Annotated in this window: 18 protein-coding genes; 11 read left to right on the top strand and 7 right to left on the bottom strand. The window is 75.5% G+C overall.

Features of this window, described 5'->3' with window-relative positions; translation table 11 throughout:
- Positions 1-12: 12 nt before the first annotated feature.
- Together LEP48_RS05355 and rfbB are read right to left on the bottom strand one after the other, a co-directional pair.
- Positions 13-1,365, bottom strand: a complete 1,353-nt coding sequence (locus LEP48_RS05355) for an LCP family protein (protein ID WP_225564553.1) — start codon at positions 1,363-1,365, stop codon at positions 13-15.
- A 115-nt stretch (positions 1,366-1,480) separates the two neighbouring features.
- Positions 1,481-2,476: a dTDP-glucose 4,6-dehydratase gene (rfbB, locus tag LEP48_RS05350; protein ID WP_225564552.1), complete on the bottom strand. Its 996-nt coding sequence runs from the start codon at positions 2,474-2,476 to the stop codon at positions 1,481-1,483.
- Positions 2,477-2,547: 71 nt separating this feature from the next.
- On the opposite strand from rfbB, the gene LEP48_RS05345 reads away from it, so the two are divergent.
- Genes LEP48_RS05345 through LEP48_RS05330 form a run of 4 tightly spaced genes read left to right on the top strand, consistent with a single transcriptional unit; the run spans position 2,548 to position 7,383 of the window.
- Positions 2,548-4,206, top strand: coding sequence for a DUF2142 domain-containing protein (locus LEP48_RS05345; RefSeq protein WP_225564551.1), 1,659 nt, complete (start codon positions 2,548-2,550; stop codon positions 4,204-4,206).
- Positions 4,203-5,249, top strand: a complete 1,047-nt coding sequence (locus tag LEP48_RS05340; RefSeq protein ID WP_225564550.1) for a glycosyltransferase family 2 protein — start codon at positions 4,203-4,205, stop codon at positions 5,247-5,249. The genes LEP48_RS05345 and LEP48_RS05340 overlap by 4 nt, the downstream gene beginning before the upstream one ends.
- Entirely contained in the window at positions 5,246-6,421 is a 1,176-nt protein-coding gene (locus tag LEP48_RS18720; protein ID WP_225564549.1) for a glycosyltransferase, read from the top strand. Before LEP48_RS05340 ends, LEP48_RS18720 begins: the two co-directional genes overlap by 4 nt.
- On the top strand, positions 6,418-7,383 hold the full coding sequence (locus LEP48_RS05330) for a lysylphosphatidylglycerol synthase domain-containing protein (RefSeq protein ID WP_225564548.1): 966 nt from the start codon (positions 6,418-6,420) through the stop codon (positions 7,381-7,383). The genes LEP48_RS18720 and LEP48_RS05330 overlap by 4 nt, the downstream gene beginning before the upstream one ends.
- 41 nt (positions 7,384-7,424) lie before the next feature.
- Here LEP48_RS05330 and LEP48_RS05325 read toward each other — a convergent pair whose 3' ends face one another.
- Positions 7,425-8,039 (bottom strand): dTDP-4-dehydrorhamnose 3,5-epimerase family protein, encoded by a 615-nt coding sequence (locus LEP48_RS05325; protein WP_225564547.1) that lies wholly within the window; start codon positions 8,037-8,039, stop codon positions 7,425-7,427.
- 111 nt (positions 8,040-8,150) lie between these two features.
- Between LEP48_RS05325 and rfbD the strand changes: the two genes are divergently transcribed.
- Positions 8,151-8,996: a dTDP-4-dehydrorhamnose reductase gene (gene rfbD, locus LEP48_RS05320; protein WP_225564836.1), complete on the top strand. Its 846-nt coding sequence runs from the start codon at positions 8,151-8,153 to the stop codon at positions 8,994-8,996.
- A 4-nt stretch (positions 8,997-9,000) separates the two neighbouring features.
- A complete protein-coding gene (locus LEP48_RS05315; RefSeq protein ID WP_225564546.1) occupies positions 9,001-9,768 on the top strand; it encodes a class I SAM-dependent methyltransferase in 768 nt (255 codons plus the stop codon).
- A gap of 34 nt (positions 9,769-9,802) precedes the next feature.
- Here the strand turns inward: LEP48_RS05315 and rfbA are convergent, their stop codons facing one another.
- Complete coding sequence (rfbA, locus tag LEP48_RS05310; RefSeq protein ID WP_225564545.1) at positions 9,803-10,666, bottom strand: glucose-1-phosphate thymidylyltransferase RfbA; 864 nt, start codon at positions 10,664-10,666, stop codon at positions 9,803-9,805.
- 79 nt (positions 10,667-10,745) lie between these two features.
- On the bottom strand, positions 10,746-11,501 hold the full coding sequence (locus LEP48_RS05305) for a TIGR03089 family protein (RefSeq protein WP_225564544.1): 756 nt from the start codon (positions 11,499-11,501) through the stop codon (positions 10,746-10,748).
- A gap of 159 nt (positions 11,502-11,660) precedes the next feature.
- On the opposite strand from LEP48_RS05305, the gene LEP48_RS05300 reads away from it, so the two are divergent.
- From LEP48_RS05300 to LEP48_RS05290, 3 genes are all read left to right on the top strand, one after another.
- Positions 11,661-11,993 carry a WhiB family transcriptional regulator gene (locus LEP48_RS05300; RefSeq protein ID WP_225564835.1) on the top strand — a complete coding sequence of 111 codons (333 nt, stop codon included), beginning with the start codon at positions 11,661-11,663 and terminating at the stop codon, positions 11,991-11,993.
- Between the two features lie 89 nt (positions 11,994-12,082).
- Positions 12,083-15,532: a glycosyltransferase gene (locus tag LEP48_RS05295; RefSeq protein ID WP_225564543.1), complete on the top strand. Its 3,450-nt coding sequence runs from the start codon at positions 12,083-12,085 to the stop codon at positions 15,530-15,532.
- Positions 15,529-17,154 (top strand): DUF5719 family protein, encoded by a 1,626-nt coding sequence (locus LEP48_RS05290; protein ID WP_225564542.1) that lies wholly within the window; start codon positions 15,529-15,531, stop codon positions 17,152-17,154. Before LEP48_RS05295 ends, LEP48_RS05290 begins: the two co-directional genes overlap by 4 nt.
- A 7-nt stretch (positions 17,155-17,161) precedes the next feature.
- On the opposite strand, the gene LEP48_RS05285 is transcribed toward LEP48_RS05290, so the two are convergent.
- A complete protein-coding gene (locus LEP48_RS05285; protein ID WP_225564834.1) occupies positions 17,162-17,521 on the bottom strand; it encodes a metallopeptidase family protein in 360 nt (119 codons plus the stop codon).
- A gap of 141 nt (positions 17,522-17,662) precedes the next feature.
- Here LEP48_RS05285 and LEP48_RS05280 point away from each other — a divergent pair, with 141 nt between their 5' ends.
- Both LEP48_RS05280 and LEP48_RS05275 read left to right on the top strand, forming a co-directional pair.
- Positions 17,663-18,022, top strand: coding sequence for a DUF3499 domain-containing protein (locus LEP48_RS05280; RefSeq protein ID WP_225564541.1), 360 nt, complete (start codon positions 17,663-17,665; stop codon positions 18,020-18,022).
- Positions 18,023-18,229: 207 nt separating this feature from the next.
- Positions 18,230-19,666 (top strand): polysaccharide pyruvyl transferase family protein, encoded by a 1,437-nt coding sequence (locus LEP48_RS05275; protein ID WP_225564540.1) that lies wholly within the window; start codon positions 18,230-18,232, stop codon positions 19,664-19,666.
- Positions 19,667-19,691: 25 nt separating this feature from the next.
- Here the strand turns inward: LEP48_RS05275 and manA are convergent, their stop codons facing one another.
- Entirely contained in the window at positions 19,692-20,939 is a 1,248-nt protein-coding gene (gene manA, locus LEP48_RS05270) for a mannose-6-phosphate isomerase, class I (RefSeq protein ID WP_225564539.1), read from the bottom strand.
- Positions 20,940-21,014 lie beyond the last annotated feature (75 nt).

Below are 21,014 nucleotides of genomic sequence, written 5' to 3'. Positions count from 1 at the left end.
GTCCCCCTGCGCTCACCCGCACACCGACGTGACGTCGGCGCCGGTGAATGCTTCCTTGCCCGCCTCGCGGGTGTGCGTCGGCTCCGGCTCCGACTTCTCGTCGGCCTCGTCCTCGGTCTCGTCCGTCGCCTGGTCGGTGCTCTCGTCGGTGCTCTCGTCGGTGCTCTCGTCGGTGTCGTCGTCGGACACCGGGGTGGCGGACGAGTCGGCCTCGTCGCCCCCCTCCTCGTCCTTCGTCTCTTCAGGCTCCTCGATGACGTCGCTGACGGGGCGGTCGTGCTTGAGGTTCTGCCAGACCTCCGCGGCCTCGGGCGCGAAGACGACGTTCGCCGAGTTGTTCGGGTCCGTCGCGTACGGCGCGGTCATGAAGGCGATCGTCCCAGGCCGGACGTTGCGGGCGCTGTACGCCAGCCCGGCGAGTCCCTGCACCGAGGCGAAGTTGCTGCTCATGGTCATGGAGCTCGTGACCGCGTTGAGGAACTTCAGGCTCTTGGCCGGGTCGGTGAGCATGCCGGCGCTGAGCACCTCACGGGAGAGGGAGGCGACCAGCTCCTGCTGGCGGCCGATGCGGCCGAGATCAGAACCGTCCCCGAGGCCCTTGCCGGTGCGGGCACGGGCGTACTTGAGCGCCGTCTCGCCGTCGAGGTCCTGCACGCCGGCAGACAGCACGAGGTGGTCCGCCTTCGGCGCGTCGATGTCGTTCGGGATGCACAGCTCGATCCCACCGACGGCGTCGATCATCTTCTCGAACCCGGCGAAGTCGATGACGAGGAACCCGTCGAGCGGGACGTCGGTGAGCGTCTCGACAGACTTCATGGTGCACAGCGCGCCGGACTCGACGTCGTCGCCGCCGGAGTAGCCCTGCGAGAAGGCGGCGTTGAACTTGACCCCGTACATGGGGGACGTCTCGGTGCCCTTGGTCGTGGGGCAGGACGGGATGTCCACGGTGGTGTCGCGGGGGATGGACACCATCTCCACGCGCTTCCGGTCGGAGGAGATGTGCATGATCATCGTCGTGTCGGAGCGGGCTCCCTCGGTGCCGTCGCCCACGATGTCCGCGTTGTCGCCGCCGCGGCTGTCGGAGCCGAGCAGCAGGATGTTCAGCGGGGCGCCGGCGTTGGGGTCGTCGGGCAGGATCTTCTCCGGCCGGTCGTCGCCGAGGACCGCGTCCGCGTCGACCGCCGCGATGTTCCCGGTGAGCCGGAGCGCGGCGGTGGCACCGCCGACGGAGACGAAGGCGAGCACCGCCGTCACCCCCAGGCCGATCATCCGCATGACGGAGTGGTCACGCAGGGTGCGCGCGTGCGCGGGGCCCGTGGTGGGCTCCGGGTGCGCGGCGACATGGCGGGCGGTGTTGCGGGTCACGGGAAGCGAGCATAAAGGGTCCGTGTCGCAGGCCGGAGTGGCCCTCGGACCCGGACGGTGGAGGAACTGTGTGGGTGGGCGGCCCCGCAGGGCACGGACACGGCGTTGACCAGCATTATTGCCCGCTTTGGGCGTACTTGGCCTCTACCGCGGCTTTCGCGGGCCGCCACCAGGACTCGTTCGCGCGGTACCAGTCGACGGTCGCGGCCAGCCCGGCGCGGAAGTCGGTGAACCGGGGAGCCCAGCCCAGCTCCTCGCGCAGGCGCGTCGCGTCGATGGCGTACCGCAGGTCGTGCCCGGGCCGGTCGGCGACGTGGTCGAAGTCGTCCGGGTCGCGCCCGAACACCTCGAGCAGGGTCCGCACCACGTCCAGGTTGGACGTCTCGCCGTCCGCGCCGATGAGGTACGTCTCCCCGATGCGGCCGCGGTCGACGATCGCCCACACGGCACTGTTGTGGTCCTCGACGTGGATCCAGTCGCGCACGTTCGCCCCCGCCCCGTACAGGCGGGGACGGACGCCGTCGATCAGGTTCGTGACCTGGCGCGGGACGAACTTCTCCACGTGCTGGTACGGCCCGTAGTTGTTCGAGCAGTTCGAGATCGTCGCGGCGACCCCGAAGGACCGCACCCACGCCCGCACCAGCAGGTCCGACCCGGCCTTCGTGGACGAGTACGGGCTCGACGGGTTGTACGGGGTGTCGGGGGTGAACCGCTGCGGCGTGCCCAGCGGCAGGTCGCCGTACACCTCGTCGGTGCTGATGTGGTGCAGCCGCGCCCCGTGACGGCGCACCGCCTCCAGCAGCGTGAACGTCCCCACCAGGTTCGTGGTCACGAACGGCGCAGGGTCGGCCAGCGAGTTGTCGTTGTGCGACTCCGCGGCGAAGTGCACCACCAGGTCCGCGTCCGCGACCAAGGAGTCCACCAGGTCCGTGTCCGTGATCGAGCCGTGCACGAACGTGACCCGGTCCGCGACCGGCTCCAGCGAGGACCGGTCACCCGCGTACGTCAGGGCGTCGAGCACCGTCACGACGGCGTCCGGACGCTCCCGGACGGTCTGCTGGACGAAGTTCGCACCGATGAAACCGGCACCACCGGTCACGAGGACTCGCATGGTGGGCACCCTAGCCGCCGGGGGCCCCGGCCGACCACGGGCCGCACGGAGCGTCTGGAACACTGGTCGTCGTGACGGACACCACGCCCCAGGCCGGGCCGGAGCCCGCCCCGACAGCCGCCACGCGCGCCTCCGGCAGCGGCCTGCGCCGCTACCGGCGCGTCCTCGCGGTGCTGACGCTCGCGGTGGCCGCCTGGGGGCTCGTGTGGGCCGTCGTCACGCCGACGTTCCGCTCGCCCGACGAGCAGAACCACGTCAACAGCGTGCTGCGGATCGCCCACGGCGGCGGGTGGCCGGCACCGGGCGACGCGTACATCGCGCCGGTGGTGGCGCTCGCCGTCGAGGAGGCCGCCTACCCGGCCGACGCGCCGGGGCGCTGGGTGCACCGCGACGACCAGCGGCAGCTCGTCGACGTGGTGCCGGTGCCCCGCCCCGAGCGCGCCCGGGTCGACGCGGCGAACGCGATCGGCGGGCCGGCGTCCGGCACCGAGGTGGACCAGATGACGCAGCACCCGCCGCTCTACTACGCGCTGGGCGCCGCGGTGCTGCACGCCACCGGGCTCACCGAGGCGCGCTGGGACGTGACGATGCTGGCGCTGCGCCTCCTCGACGTCGTGCTCCTCGCCCTCGTCGTGCCGCTCGCGGCGGAGTCCGCGCGCCGGGTGACCGGCTCGCCGTCGGCAGGGCTGGTGGCCGCGGCCTTCCCGCTCTTCCTGCCGCAGCTCGGGCACGTCATGGGCGCGGTCAACAACGACGCCCTGGTGGTGCTGACGTGCGCCGTCGTCACGTACCTGGCCGCGCGCGTCGTCACGGGCGACCTGCGGTGGCGCGTCGTGGTCGCGCTCGGGGTCGCGATCGGGCTGGGGCTGCTCGTCAAGGTGATGGCGGCCTTCACGCTGCCGACCGTGCTCGTGGCATACCTGCTCGCCCGCGGTGCGCGACCGTGGGCCCGGCTCGGACGCGCCGTCGCGGTCGGGCTGATCGCCCTGGCGGTCGGCGGCTGGTGGTGGGTGCGCAACGTCGTCACGCTCGGGGCCGTGCAGCCGGTCGGCCGGCCACGCGACCTCACCCTCCTCGCGACCGTGCCCGACGCCGAGGTGCCGTCGACCATCGCGGGCCGGCTCGCGCAGTCGTTCTTCGGCAACCTGTCGTGGCTGGAGATCCACCTGCCCGGGGCCTGGGTCGTGGGGGGTTCTGCCGCGCTGACGGCGGCCGGCCTCGTGGCCCTGGCCGTGCCGGGGGCGCGGCGCGCGGCCGCCGCGCTGCTGCTCCTGCCCACGGCGCTCGCCGCCGGGGTGGCGTTCAACGCCTGGGACCTCCACGCGGAGACGGGCGTGCTCGTCGCGATCCAGGGGCGGTACGTGTTCGGCGGGGTCACCGCCCTGGCGGTGGTCGTGGGGATCGCCGTCTGGCAGGTGGTGCGCAGGTCAGAGCGGCGGCTCGCCGCGGCGGTGCCGGTCGCCGTCGGGCTCGGGCTCGCCGCCGCCGGAGGCGGACTCGCGTGGGCGTTCCGCGCGTTCTACCTCGGGCCGGGGGAGTCGGTCGGCGACGCCGTCGACCGCTGGCTCGCCTGGAGCCCCCTCGAGGCCGTGCCCCTGCAGGTGCTGCTGGGGCTCGCGGCCGTCACGGGCGTCGCCGCGTTGGGGGTCGCCGTCGCATGGGCGTACCGGTCGCCGCATAGACTCGCGGCGCCCCGCCCGGGGACCGGCCCCACGAAGGATGATCGATGAAGCTCTTCGTCCAGATCCCGTGCCTCGACGAGGCCGAGACGCTCCCGCTCGTGCTGGCGACCATCCCGCGCGAGGTCACCGGCTTCGACAGCGTCGAGGTCGTCGTCGTCGACGACGGCTCGACCGACGGGACGGCCGAGGTGGCACGCCGGCTCGGCGTGGAGCACGTGGTGCGGCACCCGAGCACGATGGGGCTGGCGCGCTCGTTCCGGGACGGCGTGGACTACGCGCTGGCGCACGGCGCCGATGTCGTCGTCAACACCGACGGGGACAACCAGTACCCCTCGGACCGGATCGGCGACCTCGTGGCGCCGATCCTCCAGGGCACCGCGGACATCGTCGTGGGTGACCGGCAGACGGCGACGATCGCGCACTTCTCGCCGTTCAAGAAGCTCATGCAGCGCGTCGGCAGCCGGGTGGTGAGCGCCGCGGCGGGCACGTCGCTGCCCGACGCCGCGAGCGGGTTCCGCGCGTACTCGCGCGCCTCGCTGCTGCGCCTCAACGTCGTGACGCAGTTCAGCTACACGATGGAGACGATCATCCAGGCGGGGAACAAGCGCCTACGGATCGCCAGCCTGCCCATCACGACCAACGCGAAGACCCGCGAGTCGCGGCTCTTCACCAACATCTGGCAGCACATGGGCCGCTCCGGCCGGGCCATCGTGCGCTCGTCGATCATGTTCCGGCCGCACCTGGTGTTCCTCACCCTCGCGGCGGTGTTCTTCGCCGCCGCGGCGGTCCCGGCCGTGCGGTTCCTCGTGTTCTGGGCCCAGGGTGACGCGGGCGGGCACGTGCAGTCCCTCGTCTTCGCCTCGTCGATGCTCGTCGGCTCGCTGCTGTGCCTGGCGCTGCTCGTGATCGCCGACCTGCTGCGCACCAACCGCACGCTCGCCGAGGAGGCGCTCGAGCGGATCAAGGTGATCCAGTACGGCCGTTCGGGCTCCGGCCCCGGCTCAAGCCCGGACCAGCGCCCGGACCAGCGCCCGGACCCGGAGCGCGCGGACGCCGAGCGCGGGCCGCGGGCCGAGGACGCGCGCGCGTGATCGTCGCCTTCGGCACATACGACGTCGACCGGCACCCGCGCGTCGGCGTCCTCGTGGCCGGCCTGCGCGCCTACGGCTACACCGTGCACGAGCTCGACCGCCCGCTCGGCCTCAGCACCGCCGAACGCGTGCGCATGCTGCGCCAGCCGTGGCGGCTGCCCCTGCTGCTCGTGCGGCTGGTGCGCTGCTGGGCGCTCCTCGTCGGCGACGTCGCGAGGCACCGCGCCCGGCACGGACGCCCGTCCGCCGTGCTGGTGGGGTACCTCGGGCACTTCGACGTGCTGCTCGCCCGGCTGCTGTTCGGCCGCACGCCGATCGTGCTCGACCACCTCGTCTTCGCCGGGGACACCGCCGCGGACCGGGGAGCCCGCGGCTTGCGCGTGCGGCTGCTGCGCGGCCTCGACCGGGTGGCGACGGCGTGCGCCGACGTCGTCGTGCTCGACACCGACGAGCACCTCGCGATGCTGCGCGACGTCGCCCCCGCGGCGGGCCGACGCGGGGTGGTGGTCCCGGTCGGGGCGCCGCAGGCGTGGCTCGACGCGGCGCCGCGCACCGTCCCCGAGAACGACCCACCGGTCGCCTCCGGACCCGACGGCGACGGGCCGGTCGTGCGCCCGGCGCTGCGCGTGGTGTTCTTCGGCCTGTTCACGCCGCTGCAGGGCGCCGTGGTGCTCGCGGAGGCGCTGGCCGAGGCGCTGCCGCGGGCGGCGGCGGCCGGGCGCCCGATCGACGTGACGATGGTGGGCGGCGGCCAGGACCTGTCGGCGGCACGTGCCGCCCTGGACGGCGTCCCGGGAGTGACGTGGCACGGCTGGGTCGACGCCGCCGCCCTGCCGTCGCTGGTCGCCGCGCACGACGTGTGCCTCGGCATCTTCTCCGACACCCCCAAGGGGCTGCGGGTCGTGCCGAACAAGGTCTTCCAGGGGCTCGCCGCGGGATGCGTCGTGGTCACCTCGGACACGCCGCCCCAGCGCCGCCTGCTCGGTGGTGCCCTCGACATGGTCCCGCCCGCCGACGCGGGCGTGCTCGCGGACCGGCTCGTCGCCCTCACGGACCCTGCCGTGCTGGCGCGGTCGCGCGAGCGTGCCGCCGCCGGCCGGGACGCCGTGCGGCCCGACGTCGTCGTGGTCCCGCTCGCGGACGCGCTGCGCTCCCGGGGCGTGACGGGGTGACCGGCCGGGACGACACGGTCGGGCGTGGCGCGCCGGGCGCCGGCACCGGTGCGGGCCGGGTGCTGCGCGTCCTGCGCTCGCCGTGGGTGCGCTGGGGGTTCCTCCTCGTCGCGGTGGGTCTGGCGGTCTATGCCGTGGTCGCGGCGGGGGACGAGCTCGCCCGGGCGGCCGAGTCCCTCAGCTCCGGGCGGGTCGCCGTCGCGTTCGTGGCGTCCGTCGTGTTCGTCGGGTGCACGTTCGGCGCGTGGCGGGCGGTGCTCGCCGACCTCGGGTCCCCGGTCGGGGTGCGGCCCGCGCTGAGCGTCTTCGGGCTGAGCCAGCTCGGCAAGTACGTGCCCGGCGGGGTCTGGAACGTGGTGGCCGCCGCCGAGATCGGCGCCGACCACGGCATCCCGCGGCGCCGGTCCGTGACGACGACGGCGGTCGCGACCCTCGTCGGGGTGGTGTCCGGGGCGGTCGTGGGCCTGGTCGCCCTGCCGTTCGTGGCCACCGAGGAGCTGGGCGGGGCGGCCTGGGCGCTGTGGGTGCTGCCCGCCGTCGCCGTCGTGCTGCTGCCGCCGGTGCTCAACCGGCTCGTGGCCCGCGCCCTGCGGCTGGCGCGGCGCGAGCCCCTGGAGCAGCCGCTGTCCTGGCGCGGGCTCGGTGCGGCGGCGCTCTGGTCCGTCGCGGGCTGGCTGTGCGCCGGCGTCCAGGTGTGGGTGCTCGCCGTCGGGCTCGGCATGCCCGCCGACCCGCGGGGCGTGGCGCTGGCCGTCGGTGGGTACGCGCTCGCGTGGGTCGTGGGGTTCGTCGTGGTGATCGTGCCCGCCGGTGCGGGCGCCCGCGAGCTCGTGCTCCTCGCCGTGCTGGCCGGCAGCCTGCCGCACGCCGCCGTGCTGCTCGTCGTGCTGGTCAGCCGCGTGCTGGTCACCGTGGCCGACCTGCTGCTCGGGGCCCTGGGCGCCCTGGCCCGCCGGACCTGAGACCGCCTCGTCGTCGACCCGACGGCCACGAGGCGGGCTGCTCAACGCAGGGACGCCAGGTACTCCTCGACGGCGTTCGCCGTGGGCAGCAGGCCCTGCTGCTGCGCCTCCGCGAGCGAGGGGGCGGCGGTGTCCTTGTCGGACAGGAGCGGGGTCAGGGGGGAGCCGTCGCGGGCGGTGGTGGGCCACGTGATCGCGACGGTCGGGTCGAGGGGGTGGATGCCGTGCTCGCGCTCGGGCGCGTAGCCGGTCGAGCACAGGTAGAGCACGGTGGAGTCGTCCTCGAGCGAGCAGAAGGCGTGGCCGAGCCCCTCGCCGAGGTAGACGGCGCGGCGGTCGGTGTCGTCGAGCAGCACGGAGTCCCACCGGCCGAAGGTGGGGGAGCCGACACGGAGGTCGACGACGACGTCGAGCACGGCTCCCTTCGGGCAGGTGACGTACTTGGCCTGGCCGGGTGGGACGTCGGCGAAGTGGATGCCGCGCAGGACGCCGGCGGCGGAGACGGAGCAGTTGGCCTGCTGCAGGTCGAGCCCGTGGCCGACGGCCTCGGCGAACGGGCCCGCCCTGAACCACTCGAGGAACACGCCGCGGGGGTCGCCGAGCTGCTTCGGGGTGATCTCGAACGCGCCGGGCACGGCCAGCTCGCGGAACTGCACGGGTCCTCCAGGGGCCGGGACGGTGGGCCGGGATCGGCGGCCCCTAGGATCCTAGGCGTGAGCACCACGGACGCCACCCCGGCCGACGAGCGCGGTCCGGCCGCGGGAGACCTGCGCTGGTTCGTCGCGGGCGCGGGCGGGATGCTGGCGCACGACCTGCTCGACGTCCTGCACGCCGCGGGCGCCGGCGTCGTCGCGGCGGCGCGCAACGACCTCGACGTCACGGACCCCGCGGCGGTGGCGGCCGCGGTGCGCGACGTGGACGTCGTCGTGAACTGCGCGGCCTGGACCGCGGTGGACGACGCCGAGACCCGGGAGCCGGACGCGTTCCGGGTCAACGCCGTGGGCGCCGCGCACCTGGCGCGCGCCGCGGCGGCCGCGGGCGCACGGATGGTGCAGGTCTCGACCGACTACGTGTTCGACGGCGGCGCGACGCAGCCGTACGCGGAGGACGCCCCGATCGCTCCGGTCTCGGCCTACGGCCGCACGAAGGCGGCGGGGGAGTGGGCGGTGCGCGCGGAGTCGCCCGACCACCTGGTGGTGCGCACCGCCTGGCTCTACGGTGCCCACGGCGCGTGCTTCCCCAGGACGATGGCCCGGCTGGCCGCCCAGCGTGACGTGCTGCAGGTCGTGGACGACCAGGTGGGGCAGCCGACGTGGACCCGTGACCTGGCGGAGCTGATGGTGCGGCTCGTCGAGTCCCGGGCGCCGTCGGGGACCTATCACGGCACGTCGTCGGGGCAGACATCGTGGCTCGGGTTCACCCGGGCGGTCGTGGCCTCCGCCCGCGCCGAGGTGCGGCTGGAGGCGACGACCAGCGCGGCGTTCGTCCGCCCCGCCCCGCGCCCGGCGTACTCCGTGCTCGGGCACGACGCCCTGCGGGCGGTCGGCGTCGCGCCGATCGGCGACTGGTCCGCGCGGTGGGATGTCGCCGCGGCCCAGGTGCTGGCAGGCTGACGCCGTGCCCCGCGCCCTCGATGCCGCCCTCGTCCCGCCGCTCACCCTGTACGGGAGCCTGCGCTGGGACGTCGTCGAACGACTGCTGCCCGCCGCTCCCGGCCGTGTGCTCGAGGTGGGCTGCGGGCAGGGTGCCGTCGCCGTGCGCCTCGCCGCCCGCGCGGCCTCGTACACGGGCGTGGAGCTCGACGTCGAGAGCGCGCGCACCGCGGAGGCCCGCCTCGCGAGCGCCGGGGTGCCGGGCGCCGTCGTGCACGGCCCGCTCGACTCGCTGCCCGACGCCGAGCACTTCGACCTGGTCTGCGCGTTCGAGGTGATCGAGCACATCGAGGACGACGCCGCCGCGCTCGCCGAGTGGGTGGCGCGCCTGCGGCCGGGCGGGACGGTCGTGGTGTCGACGCCGGCCTGGCAGTCCCGCTTCGGGCCCATGGACACCGCCGTCGGCCACTTCCGCCGGTACGACCCGCCCGCCCTGGACCGCCTGCTGCGCGACGCCGGACTCGTCGACGTCGGGCAGCGCCTGTACGGCATGCCGCTGGGCTACGCCCTCGAGGCGGTGCGCAACCAGCTGGCGGCGCGGCGTCCAGGGCTCCGGGAGGAGGGCAGCACCGCCGAGCGCACGGCGCGCAGCGGGCGGCTCTTCCAGCCGGCCACGGCAACGCAGGGACGGCTGGTCTCCGCGGCGACGTGGCCGTTCCGACGGTGCCAGCGGGCGTTCCCGGACACGGGCACGGGTCTGGTCGCGTGGGGCAGCGCGCCACGCGCCGACTGAGCCCTCGGCCGCGCTCGGCCGAGCTCAGTCGCCCTCAGCCGTCCAGCAGACCCAGCAGGTAGGTGCCGTAGCCGGACTTGACGAGCTTCTCGGCGCGCACCCGCAGGTCGTCGTCGGAGAGGAACCCGCGCCGCCAGGCGACCTCCTCGGGCGCGCCGATCTTGAGGCCCTGGCGCCGCTCGACGGTCCGGACGAAGTCGCTCGCCTCGAGCAACGAGTCGAAGGTGCCGGTGTCGAGCCAGGCGGTGCCGCGCGGCAGGACCTCGACGTGCAGGGCTCCGCGGCGCAGGTAGGCGGTGTTGACGTCGGTGATCTCGTACTCCCCGCGCGCCGACGGCGTCAGGGACTTGGCGATCTCGACCACGTCGTTGTCGTAGAAGTACAGCCCGGGCACGGCGTAGCTCGACTTGGGCACGGCAGGCTTCTCCTCCAGGGAGACGGCCGTGCCGTCGGCGTCGAACTCGACCACGCCGTACGCCGTCGGGTCGGCCACGCGGTAGGCGAAGACGGCGCCGCCGGTGACGTCGCCGAAGCGCGCGAGTTGGGTGCCGAGGCCGGGCCCGTAGAAGATGTTGTCGCCGAGCACGAGCGCGGCGGAGTCGGTGCCGAGGAACTCCTCGCCGAGCACGAACGCCTGCGCGAGCCCGTTCGGCACCGCCTGGACGGTGTACTCGATCGACACCCCGAACTGTGAACCGTCGCCCAGCAGCCGGCGGAACTGCTCGGCGTCGTGCGGGGTGGTGATGACGAGGATGTCGCGGATCCCCGCCAGGATCAGGGTCGACAGCGGGTAGTAGACCATCGGCTTGTCGTAGACCGGCACGAGCTGCTTGCTCACGCCCAGGGTGATGGGGTGCAGCCGGGTGCCGGAACCGCCGGCCAGGATGATGCCGCGCATGGGAGCCCATTCTGGTGCAGCCGGGCTCTCGTGGCCCGGCGGTACCGGGTGAGAACCCGCCCGGGGGCGGGTGAACCGCTCAGAGACCCCCGGCCGTGACCCGCTCGGACTCGCGGAGCCGGGCGAGGCGTGCGGCGTCGGCCCGCAGCTCGGTCGCCGTCGCGGCCGAGACGAGCACCACGGAGCCGTCGCGCGACCAGATCGTGAGCAGGTCGAGGAGCACCCCGGCCAGGGGGCCGTCGCCTGCGACCAGCACCCGCGCCCCGTGGCCGGCGTCCGTGCGGCCCGCGTCGTCGAGCAGCGCTGAGAACGGCACGGGCTCGGGGCCCGGCGAGACGAGCGCCTCCTGCTCCGCCTCGGCGTCGGGTGCCCAGCCGATGACGTCGCCGTAGGTCATCACGGCGCCCGCGGCGTCGATCGTCCCGGACGGGAGGTCACCGTCGAACCGCCGCGTGAGCGCGGGCAGCGCGACGGCCACCAGCTCGGCCCGCGCGCCGGCCCACGCCTCGGGCCGCGAGGTGACCACCACGTCGGGCGAGCCCTCGCCCGGTGCGGCCCCGACGACGACGGTCGCGCCGCAGCGCCAGGCCGCGAGGGTCCACACCGCGGTGCGCCAGTGCGCGGGCAGGTCGACGACGACCGTGGTGCCGGGCGCGGCGTCGAGCTCCTCGACGAGCAGGTTCACCGTCTTGCTCACCCAGTTGAGGAGCACGGCGCCGGACAGCTCCACGCGCTCGCCGTCGTCGCCGTACCAGGTGAGCCGGGGCCGGCCGGGGTCGGCGACGACCAGGCTCAGCGTGGCGGGCAGGTCGCGGGCAGGGATGACAGGATTCACGCAGGCCAGCCTACGAGCGCCCGTGGGCACGCGTCCCCGATGGTGTGAACGCCGGGTGGAGATCCGGCTCACTAGCACATTTCGACTTGACGCCCGCGAAGGACACGCGTGTAATTCCAGGTATGCAGTTTCCCCAATAACGGCATGGAGGGGCACGCCATGTGGAACTTGCTTGATGGGGACCGGGGGGTCTTCCCGTCTGAGGTCGATCGAGAGTCGGAGCGCGTGGCACCGGTGCTGCCGCTGTTCGGCGAGGTCACCGACGACGAAACTTTGCTCGGGTGGCAGGAGCGAGCCCTGTGCGCCCAGACCGACCCGGAAGCCTTCTTCCCGGAGAAGGGCGGGTCCACGCGCGAGGCCAAGAAGGTCTGCACCTCCTGCGAGGTGCGGGCCGAGTGCCTCGACTACGCGCTGGCCAACGACGAGCGCTTCGGCATCTGGGGCGGTCTGTCGGAGCGGGAGCGGCGCAAGCTCAAGCGCCGCGCCGTCTGACGGCCGCCGCGCGGCGGTGATCTCGGCCCGACACGCACGGGCCGAGATCCCACGCCGGTGCGCCACCGCGCCGCATCATGGCGAGCAGGATGACTGCTCAGTACACGATCGGAACCCGCCGCCACGGTGAGGTCGCGCCCCAGGGCGCGGCCGGCTCCACGGTGCCGTCGGGCACGAGCGGCGCGGCCGCCCCGCACGCCGTGGCGGTGACCGCGGTCGTCGTCACGCGCGGCCGCACCCCGTTCCTGCCCGCCACGCTCGACGCGCTCACGGGGCAGGAGCGCGGCGCGGACGAGGTGGTGGTCGTCGACGTCGGGGCGCACGAGTCGACGTCCCGCCACGAGGACCTGCGCCTCGGCCAGACCCGGTTCGTGGCGGCCTCCGGCGCACGCACCCTCGGTGAGGCCGTCGACCGCGCCGTACGGGCCGTCGGGACGCCGGACGGCGGCTGGCTGTGGATCCTGCACGACGACTCCCTGCCCGAGCCGGACGCCCTGTCGCGGCTCCTGCGCGCCGTCGAGCACTCGAGCGCGGTGGCCGTGGCGGGCTGCAAGCAACGACGGTGGGACCTCGACCGGGACGGCAGCCCGTCGTCCGAGGACACCGGCGCACTGATCGAGGTCGGCAGCACCGTCTCCGGCTGGGGCCGGCGCATGACCGGCATCGACGACACGGAGATCGACCAGGGGCAGCACGACGGGCGCGAGGACGTGCTCGCCGTCGGCCTCGCCGGGGCGCTGGTCCGCGGGTCGGTGTGGGCGGAGCTCGGCGGCACCGACCCGGAGGTGGGCCCGTTCGGCGACGGACTGGACCTGTGCCGCCGCGCGCGGCTCGCGGGGCACCGGGTCGTCGTCGTGCCGGGAGCCGTGGTGCGGCACGCGCAGGCGTCGTTGCGCGGGCTGCGGGACGCCGCGCCGCGCGGGGCGGGCCGCCGCACCCGGACGGCACCGGACGACGACTCCTCGCGGTACGCGCGCCGCCGCAGCCAGCTCTACCTGAGGCTCGCGTGGGCACCGTTGCCCGCCGTGCCCGTGCTCTGGCTGGCGATGCTCCTGTGGTCGCCGTTCGCGGCCATGTACCGTCTCGCCCTGAAGCGTCCCGCGCTCGCCCGCGACGAGCTCCGGGCGGCGGTCGTCACGGCGCTGCGGCTCGTGCCCCTGTACCGCGCCCGGCGCCGCGCGACCAGTTCGCGCCGGCTGCCACGGCGCGTGCTCGCACCCCTGCTCGGCACGGTCCGCCAGGTCTCGGCCGAGCGTCGCGACGTGCGGCTCGCCCGCGCGGAGGCGCACCGCAACCGGTGGGCACCGAGCGAGCTGGAGCGCGCCGAGCTCAGGCGCCTCGCCCGGGCCCGCCGCCTCGGCCTCGCCCTCGTGCTGGCCTGTGTGACGGGGTTGGCGGTCGCGCTGTTCGGGCCGTGGCAGGGCATCCTCGCCGACGGCGGCCGGATCGTCGGGGGTGGGCTGCTCCCCGCACCGGGCACCGTCGGCGACGTGTGGGACGCGGCGACGTCGGGCTGGGTGCGTGACGGGCTCGGCACCGCCGCCGGCGCCGACCCGCTCCTGCTGCCCCTGACGGCGTTCACGGCGCTGGCGGGTGGCGGCGTGCAGACGGCGGTCAACGCGCTGGTGATGCTCGCCCTTCCGCTCGCCGCCCTGGCAGGCTGGTTCGCCGCCGGGGCGCTGACCCGCAACGTGGCGGTCCGTGCGGCCGCGGCGCTCGTCTGGGCCGCGGCCCCGGGACTCGGGGCGTCGCTCGCCACGGGCCGCATCGGCGCCGTCCTCGCCCATCTGGCCCTGCCCTGGGTGCTGCTGGCGGTGGTGCGCACGGTCGGGGCCCAGGCGCGTGACGTCGTGGACCTGCCGGTGGCGCGACCTCCGGCGCCGCGCCGTCGCGGGTCGCTCGGTGCCGCCGGCGCGGCCGGGCTCCTGCTGGCCGTCGCGGTCTGCGCCGCCCCCGTGCTCCTGCCGGTCGCGGTCCTCGCGATCGGCGCGACGATCCTGGCGGTGCCGCGCTCGTGGCGCTCGCTGCTGCTGGTGCTCGTGCCGTCCGTGGTGCTCCCGCTGCCGTTCTGGGGCCACGTGCTCGGCGAGTGGTCGGACGGCGGATGGCGGCTGCTGGTCGCCGAGCCCGGCGCCCCGGTCGTGGCGGAGGACACGCCGACGGGCCTCGAGCTGCTGACCGGGCTGCCGGGCGACACCTCCTGGTTCGGGCTCGGCGACGCCGACGGCGCGCTCGGTGCGCTGGGGCGGAACGGCCCCGCGCTGCTCGGGGTCGTCGTGCTCGGCCTGGCGGTCGTGGCGCTGCTGCGCCGCGTCGTGGCCCGCGGGGTGCGGCTCGCCTGGTTCGGCGCGGTCGTCGGTCTCGCGACGGCGCTGGCCGCCGTCGCGACGGCGGTGGCCAGCGGCACGACCGCCGACGGGACGAGTGCCGCGGTGACCGGCTGGCCGGGACCCGGGCTGTCCGTGCTGCTCCTGGGCCTCGGCGCCGCGGCCGCGTGCGGCGTGGGCACCGATCCGCTCGCCGCGCTGCGCGGCGACTCCGTGCTGCGCCGGGCCGGGAGCGGGGTGCTGGTCGCCCTCGGCGTCCTCGGCCTCGCGCTCCCCGTCGCGCAGCTCGTCTCGTGGACCCTCGACGTGGACCGCGGGTCCGCGGTGGGTGCCCTGCGGGCCGACGCGGGACCGGTCGTGCCCGCCGTCGGGCAGCAGCTCCAGGCGGCGCCGCGTGCCGCGCGGGTGCTGCAGGTCGACCGCGTGCAGCCCGGCGTCGCCGACGGCACGACCGGTGGCACGTCGGGCGGCACGTCGGGCGGCACGGAGGGCGGCGACGCGCGGCCGGTGGTCGACTACACGATCCTGCACGCCGACGGCTCCCGGCTCCAGGACTCCTCCACGGTGGTCCGGGCCCGCGCCGCGGGCCTGCTGCCCGGCGGGGAGCGGGCGGACGTCGCGCTCGCTGACGACCTCGTGGCCGACGTCGTCTCCGGCCGTTCGCCCGACGTCGCCGCGCGGCTCGCTGCCGCGGGGATCGGCGCGGTGCAGGTGCCGGCCGGCGGGGACCCCGACCTCGTCACGACGCTCGACCTGGTGCCGGGCCTGGCCCGGGTGACCGAGGGCGGCCCCGTCGTGTGGCGCGTCACCACGGACGGCCCCGCGGCCGGGTGGGCCACCGTCGTCACCGGGGCACCGGCCGAGGCCGCGGAGCCGGGCGCGCCGTTCGCCCCGCCCGACGCCCGGGGCACCCTGGACGCCGACGGCATGGGCGCCTCCGGTGACGTGGGGGCCGTCGACGCCGAGCGCGCCCTGCGGGTCGCCGCCACGGCGGACCGGGGCTGGCACGCGACCCTGGACGGCCGGCGGCTCGTCGCCGTCGACGCCGGCGGGCTGCAGGCCTTCGCGGTCCCCGCGGACGCCGGCCGGCTCGACGTCGGCTACACCGCACCGCACCGCACCGCGTGGCTGACGCTCGCCGCCGTCGTGCTGCTGGTGCACGTGCTGCTCGCCCTGCCCGTCGGCCGGCGTCGAGGCAGGGGGTCCGCATGATGAGCGTCCGCCTGCCCCGCGGGGTGCGTACCGCCGTGGCGGGATCGACCGCCGTCGTCGCCGTGGCCGCGCTCGGCGCGGTGGCGCTGCTCGGGGACCAGTGGGCCCAGGGCTGGACGGGCGCCGAGCAGCGCGCCGTCGCGGCGGGGACCCGCACCGTGGCGGTCGCCCCCGCCGAGCAGGTGCGGGTGTGCCCGGAGCCCGTGGCGCTCCCCGACGGCGCCGACGTCGGGGACTCGGCGTTCGCCGCCGCCCCGGTGCCGACGCACGACGACCTCGGCGCCGTGGTCCTGAGCGGAGCGGAGGGCTCGGACGACGCCGCGCCGCGCAGCACCGCCCTCGACGGCAGCGAGCCGGGCGGGCTCGGGCAGTCACGGGCCGACGGCGTGCGGGTGCTGCGCGCCACCCCCGTCACGGGCCGGGCGTTCCGGCTCGCGGGCACGCTGACCTCCGTCACCACGCAGGGCGACCTGCGCGGCCTGGCCGCCGGGGAGTGCGCGGCGCCGTCCACGTCGCAGTGGCTCGTGGGCGGGCGCACCACCGTGGGCGCGACCACGACCCTGCGGGTGCAGAACCCGACCGAGCGGCCGGCGACGGTCACGCTCGACGCCTTCGGGCCCAGCGGAAAGGTGGCGCTCGGCGGCGGTGGGACGTTCACGGTGGCCGCGCACGCGCAGGTCACGACGCGACTCGAGGCGGTCGCCCCGGAGCAGGAGCGGCTGGTCGTGCACGTCGCCTCCACCGGGGCGCGCGTGACGGCCGACCTGCAGACCCAGGGGATCGAGGGACTCGTCCCCGCCGGGGTCGATCTCGTCACGGCCGGTGCGTCACCCCGGACGGCCCTGGCGGTCGGCGCCGTCGTGAGCCACGGCGAGGCCGTCGACGACCCCCACGCCCCGCGGCTGCGGCTGCTCGCGCCGGGCGAGGACGACGGGGCGGCGCGGATCCGGGTCTACGGGCCGTCGGGCGAGGTCACGCTCCGTGGTGCGGACGCGGTGGACCTGCGCGCCGGCGTCGTGACGGACGTGCCGCTCGGCGGGCTGCCCGCCGGCTCGTACACGGTGGTGGTCGACGCCGACGTGCCGGTCGTCGGGGGCGGGCGGTTCGACCGCCCGGGCGCGCAGCCCGAGGACTCCGTGGTCTCCGGCACGCCGTACGACGTGGCATGGTCGCGGGCGCAGGGCGTGCCCGCCGTCGCCGCGTCGGCGGCCGAGGCCCCGCTGGGCCAGCTCGCGCTGACGTCGGGCGCGCGGGCGGGGCTCGTGCTGACGGGCGTGCCCGCGGACCGCGGACCGGACGTCGACCCGCAGGGCGTCGCGCGCGTGCGCGTCGTCACCTACGACGCCGAGGGCGCCGAGCTCGCCGCGCGCGACGTCGAGGTCCCCGCCGGCACCAGCGTGGCGCTCGCGGCGGCGAGCCTGTCGCCGGGCAAGGCGCCGGCCGCGGTGCGCGTGGACCGCGCGCAGGAGCCGGGGGACGCCGGCGTCGGGGTCACCTGGTCCGCCGTCCTCGTGGCCGACGACGGCACCGGGACGCGCCGCACCCTGGTCTCCGCGCTGGCGCCCACCGGCGCGGTGACGGCGGCCGGGGACGTCGAGGTGCGCTCGGTCGACGCGGGCTGAGCCCGGACTACCGGCCGAGGTGCGGGTCGATCTCCTCCGGGGTGCGGGCCAGCAGGTGGGCCACCTGTTCGACGACGACCTCGCGCACCAGGTCCACGCGGTCGGCGTCGTCGACGGCACGCAGCTCCACCGGACGCCGGTAGACGACGACGCGGGCGGGCCGTCCCGACTCCGCGGGGAAGCACCGGCCGAGCGGGACGCCGTCCGTCTCCCAGGGCGCGGGGTCCGACGGAGGCACCTCCTCGACGGCGAACTCCGTCCCCGCGAGCTGGGCGGCCCAGCGGCGCTCGACGAGCTCCACGACGTCGAGCACGAGGTCGTCGAAGACCTCGGCCCGCGTGCGGTGCGCAGGGGTGCCGGGCGGCATGAGGGGGCCGCGGAGCCCGCGGCCCCGACGGTCGCGCCGGCGCACGGCAGGTACCTGGTTCTGCTCCACCCGCCGAGCCTACGCCGCGGCGGATCCGGCGAGCCTCCGCGGCGAGGTCGACGATCGGCGTATCCTCCCAGCGTGAGATCGGTCAGGCAGTGTTCCCGCACGGCATGCACGCATGCCGCCGTCGCGACCCTCACGTACGTGTACGCGGACTCGACTGCCGTCCTGGGGCCCCTCGCCCAGCACGCCGAGCCGCACAGCTACGACCTCTGCGCCGACCACGCCGAGCGCCTGACCGCCCCGCGCGGGTGGGAGGTCGTGCGGCTCATGCCGGCCTTCGAGGAGGCCGGCCCCACCCCTGATGACCTGTCCGCGCTCGCCGAGGCCGTGCGCGAGGCCGGCCGCACGAGGCCTGCGCCGGGCGCCGAGCCGACGTCGGTGACGGAGACCGCCCGCCGCGGGCACCTGCGCGTGCTGCGCGCCGAGGGCGACTGACAGACCGCACCTCCCCGGCGCACCGCGGCTCGTGGTGAACGTCGAGCGGCCCGGCGATGAACTCTTGGAACGTCTGGTCGACGTTCTCGTGAGAGGGCCGGAGGCGCGCCGAAGCGGCGTGTGCGCGTGGATAACCTCCCGGAAGAGGTCCCGGGGGCGCAGGCGATCGGTCGCGTCGTGACGGTGGCCTGGGACGAGAGGAACCTCATGCGAACCACCACGGAACCGGCGCGGCTGTTCTCCTGGCAGCTCTACACGCACAACAACTACGGCGACGCCCTGCTGGCCGAGGCGATCCGCTACCTGTTCCACTCGTTCGGGGGTCGGCGCTACTTCCGTATCGAGGACGGCGCGGACAGCCGCTACATGATCCGCCCGCGCCTGGTGGAGCGGGCCAACACGTTCGACGCCGGCCTCATCGCCGGCGGTGGCCTCATCATCCCGCGCAACCCCAAGCTCTCCGGCTGGGCGTTCAGGTCCAGCACCGAGACGGCGCGCCTGATGCGCCGCACCATCGTCTTCGCCCTCGGCTTCAACGTGTACCGCCACCACCGGGGCCTCGCCCCGGTGTTCAAGGACCACTTCGAGGCCGTCATCGAGGACTCGCCCTTCGTGGGGATGCGCAACCACGGCTCGATCGAGCGGATCAAGGAGATCGTGGACAAGCGGTTCCACGACCGCATCGTGTTCCAGCCCTGCCCGACGACGTTCATCCGGCACCTCGTGGACGGCGCGGGGGACCCGGCGGCCGCACCTGAGCGGGCGCGGCGGGTGACGCTGCAGCTCACGCGGTCGCCGTGGGACGGCTACGAGCGCATGGCCGACCAGGTCCTGTCGGCCTGCCGGACGCTCAAGGCAGCCGGCTACGAGATCGAGCTCGCCTCGTTCTTCGCGAAGTTCGACGTGCCGGTCGTCGACTACCTGCGCGCGCACGGGTTCGACGACTTCACGTTCGTCGAGATGAACACGCAGGGCCGGGACGTGCTGTCGGGTCCGCGGCACTTCTCCCAGGTGCCGATCGTGGTGTCCTCGCGCGGTCACGGGGCGATGGTCCCGTTCGGGGCAGGTTCGCTGGTGGTGCCGATCGACAACTCGCCGAAGATGGTCTACTTCGCCCAGGAGGTGGGCATCGAGGACCTGCTGATCGACGTCGACGACCCTGATCTCGGCGCCCGCATCGTGGCGAACGTCGAGCGCTGCTACGAGGACTACGACGCGATGCAGGAGCGCGCCCGCAAGGAGCGCGAGCGGCTGTACGGCATCACGCTGGACAACCTGGCGCAGATCTACCGCTCCCTGACCGGAGAGCTCCCCTCCGAGCGCGAGTGCCTGCCGCTCGGCGAGCTGGAGGTGTGGCTGTCCGGTCGCCTGCACGGCAAGACGATGCAGCTGGAGAGTCGGACCCGGGGCGACGCGGCGCGCCGGGAGGCGGACCGCCGGGCCGTGGAGACGTCGGACCGCGCCGCCGCGGCCCGCGGCTGGCTGCGCGACCAGCAGGAGGAGCTGTACGCGAGCGGCGACGCGGCGCGGGCCACGCAGGTGCGCCGGGCGCTGGAGGTCGTGACCGACCCCGGGGCGCCGACCACCATGCTCGGCCGCGGCGTCCGGTATGCGCGCCGGCGTCTGGGGCTGCCGCAGGGCTGACGGGGGCGGGGTGCGTCGGGGAGGCTCAGGGGACCCAGGCGCACACGACGTGCCCGTCGCCGGAGACGCGGAGCGGCCCGGCGGCGTGCGGGGCGAACAGCGACCCGCCGCGGGCCAGCGGGGCGGAGGAGCTGCCCGCGGCGGCGTCGAGCGTGACCTTCCCGTCCAGGCACAGCACCGTGCGCGGCCCGGCGGCGGGCAGGTCGAGCACCTCGCCGTCCTCCACGTCGAGCAGGGTGAGCGCGAACTCGGCCACGGGCACGCGGAACGTCTGCACCTGCCCGCGCGCACCGGTCGCCCGGACGTCGGGGGACGCCGGCGCGCGGGGCACGAAGGAGGCGCACTCGACCAGCGCCGCCTCGTCGACGTGCTTGGTGGTCAGCCCCGCGCGCAGCACGTTGTCCGACGACGCCATGACCTCCACGCCCAGCCCGGACAGATAGGCGTGCACCTCGCCGGCGGGCAGGAACAGGGCCTGGCCCGGGTCGAGCGTGACCCGGTGCAGCATGAGGGACGCGATCGCGCCCGGGTCGCCGGGGTGCTCGGCCGCGAGCCGCAGGACGGTCGCGTCCGCGCGGGTGGACGGCGAGCCGTCCGCCAGCCGGGCCCGCACGGACGCCACGGTCGTGGCCAGGTCGTCGCGCGCGCCGGCGTCGTGCCGTGCCGCGACCAGGTGCGAGAACGCGTCCCGCACGCCGACCGCGGAACGGTCGCGGAGCAGCCGCTCGCGGACGGCACCGACGAGCGTGCCGTCCAGCCCGTCGAGCAGGTCCAGCACCGTGCGGGTGGACCGGAAGCCCGCGAGCCCGTCGAACTCGGTGAGCGCCACGACCAGCTCTGGCTTGTGCTGGTCGTCGTGGAACGAGCGTCGTGGGGAACCGGGCGCGATGCCGAGCCGGTTCTCGCGGTTGAACCCGGCCCGCGCCAGGTGCGGCTTGGGGTGCACCTGCAGGGACAGGGCCCGCTCGGCGGCGAGCACCTTGAGCAGGTACGGCAGGCGTGGCCCGAACTCGTCCGCGACCCGGCGGCCCAGCATCGCGTCGGGGTCGTCGCGGACCAGGTCGAGCAGACTGGTCCCCGCCCGGGCGCTCGGGCCGGCCACCCGGCTCGGCGCGCTCGGGTGGGCGCCCAGCCACAGCTCCGCCGCCGGACGCCCGTCCGGCGGGGTCCCGAGCAGGTCGTGCAACCGCGTCGTCGAACCCCAGTCGTAGTGCTGGACGGTGTTCTCCAGCGCGTACAGCTCGGCCACGCCCACGATCCTTGCACGCGGCACGCAGGCCGAGGGTCGGGTGCCCGGGTGATCCTGGGTGGCGAGGACGCCCGCGCAGGCCCCGGACGCGCCCCGGCC

The organism is Isoptericola luteus (assembly GCF_020297055.1).
In the GTDB taxonomy this organism is placed as follows: domain Bacteria; phylum Actinomycetota; class Actinomycetes; order Actinomycetales; family Cellulomonadaceae; genus Isoptericola; species Isoptericola luteus.
This window is presented reverse-complemented; position numbering and strand designations above follow the sequence as displayed.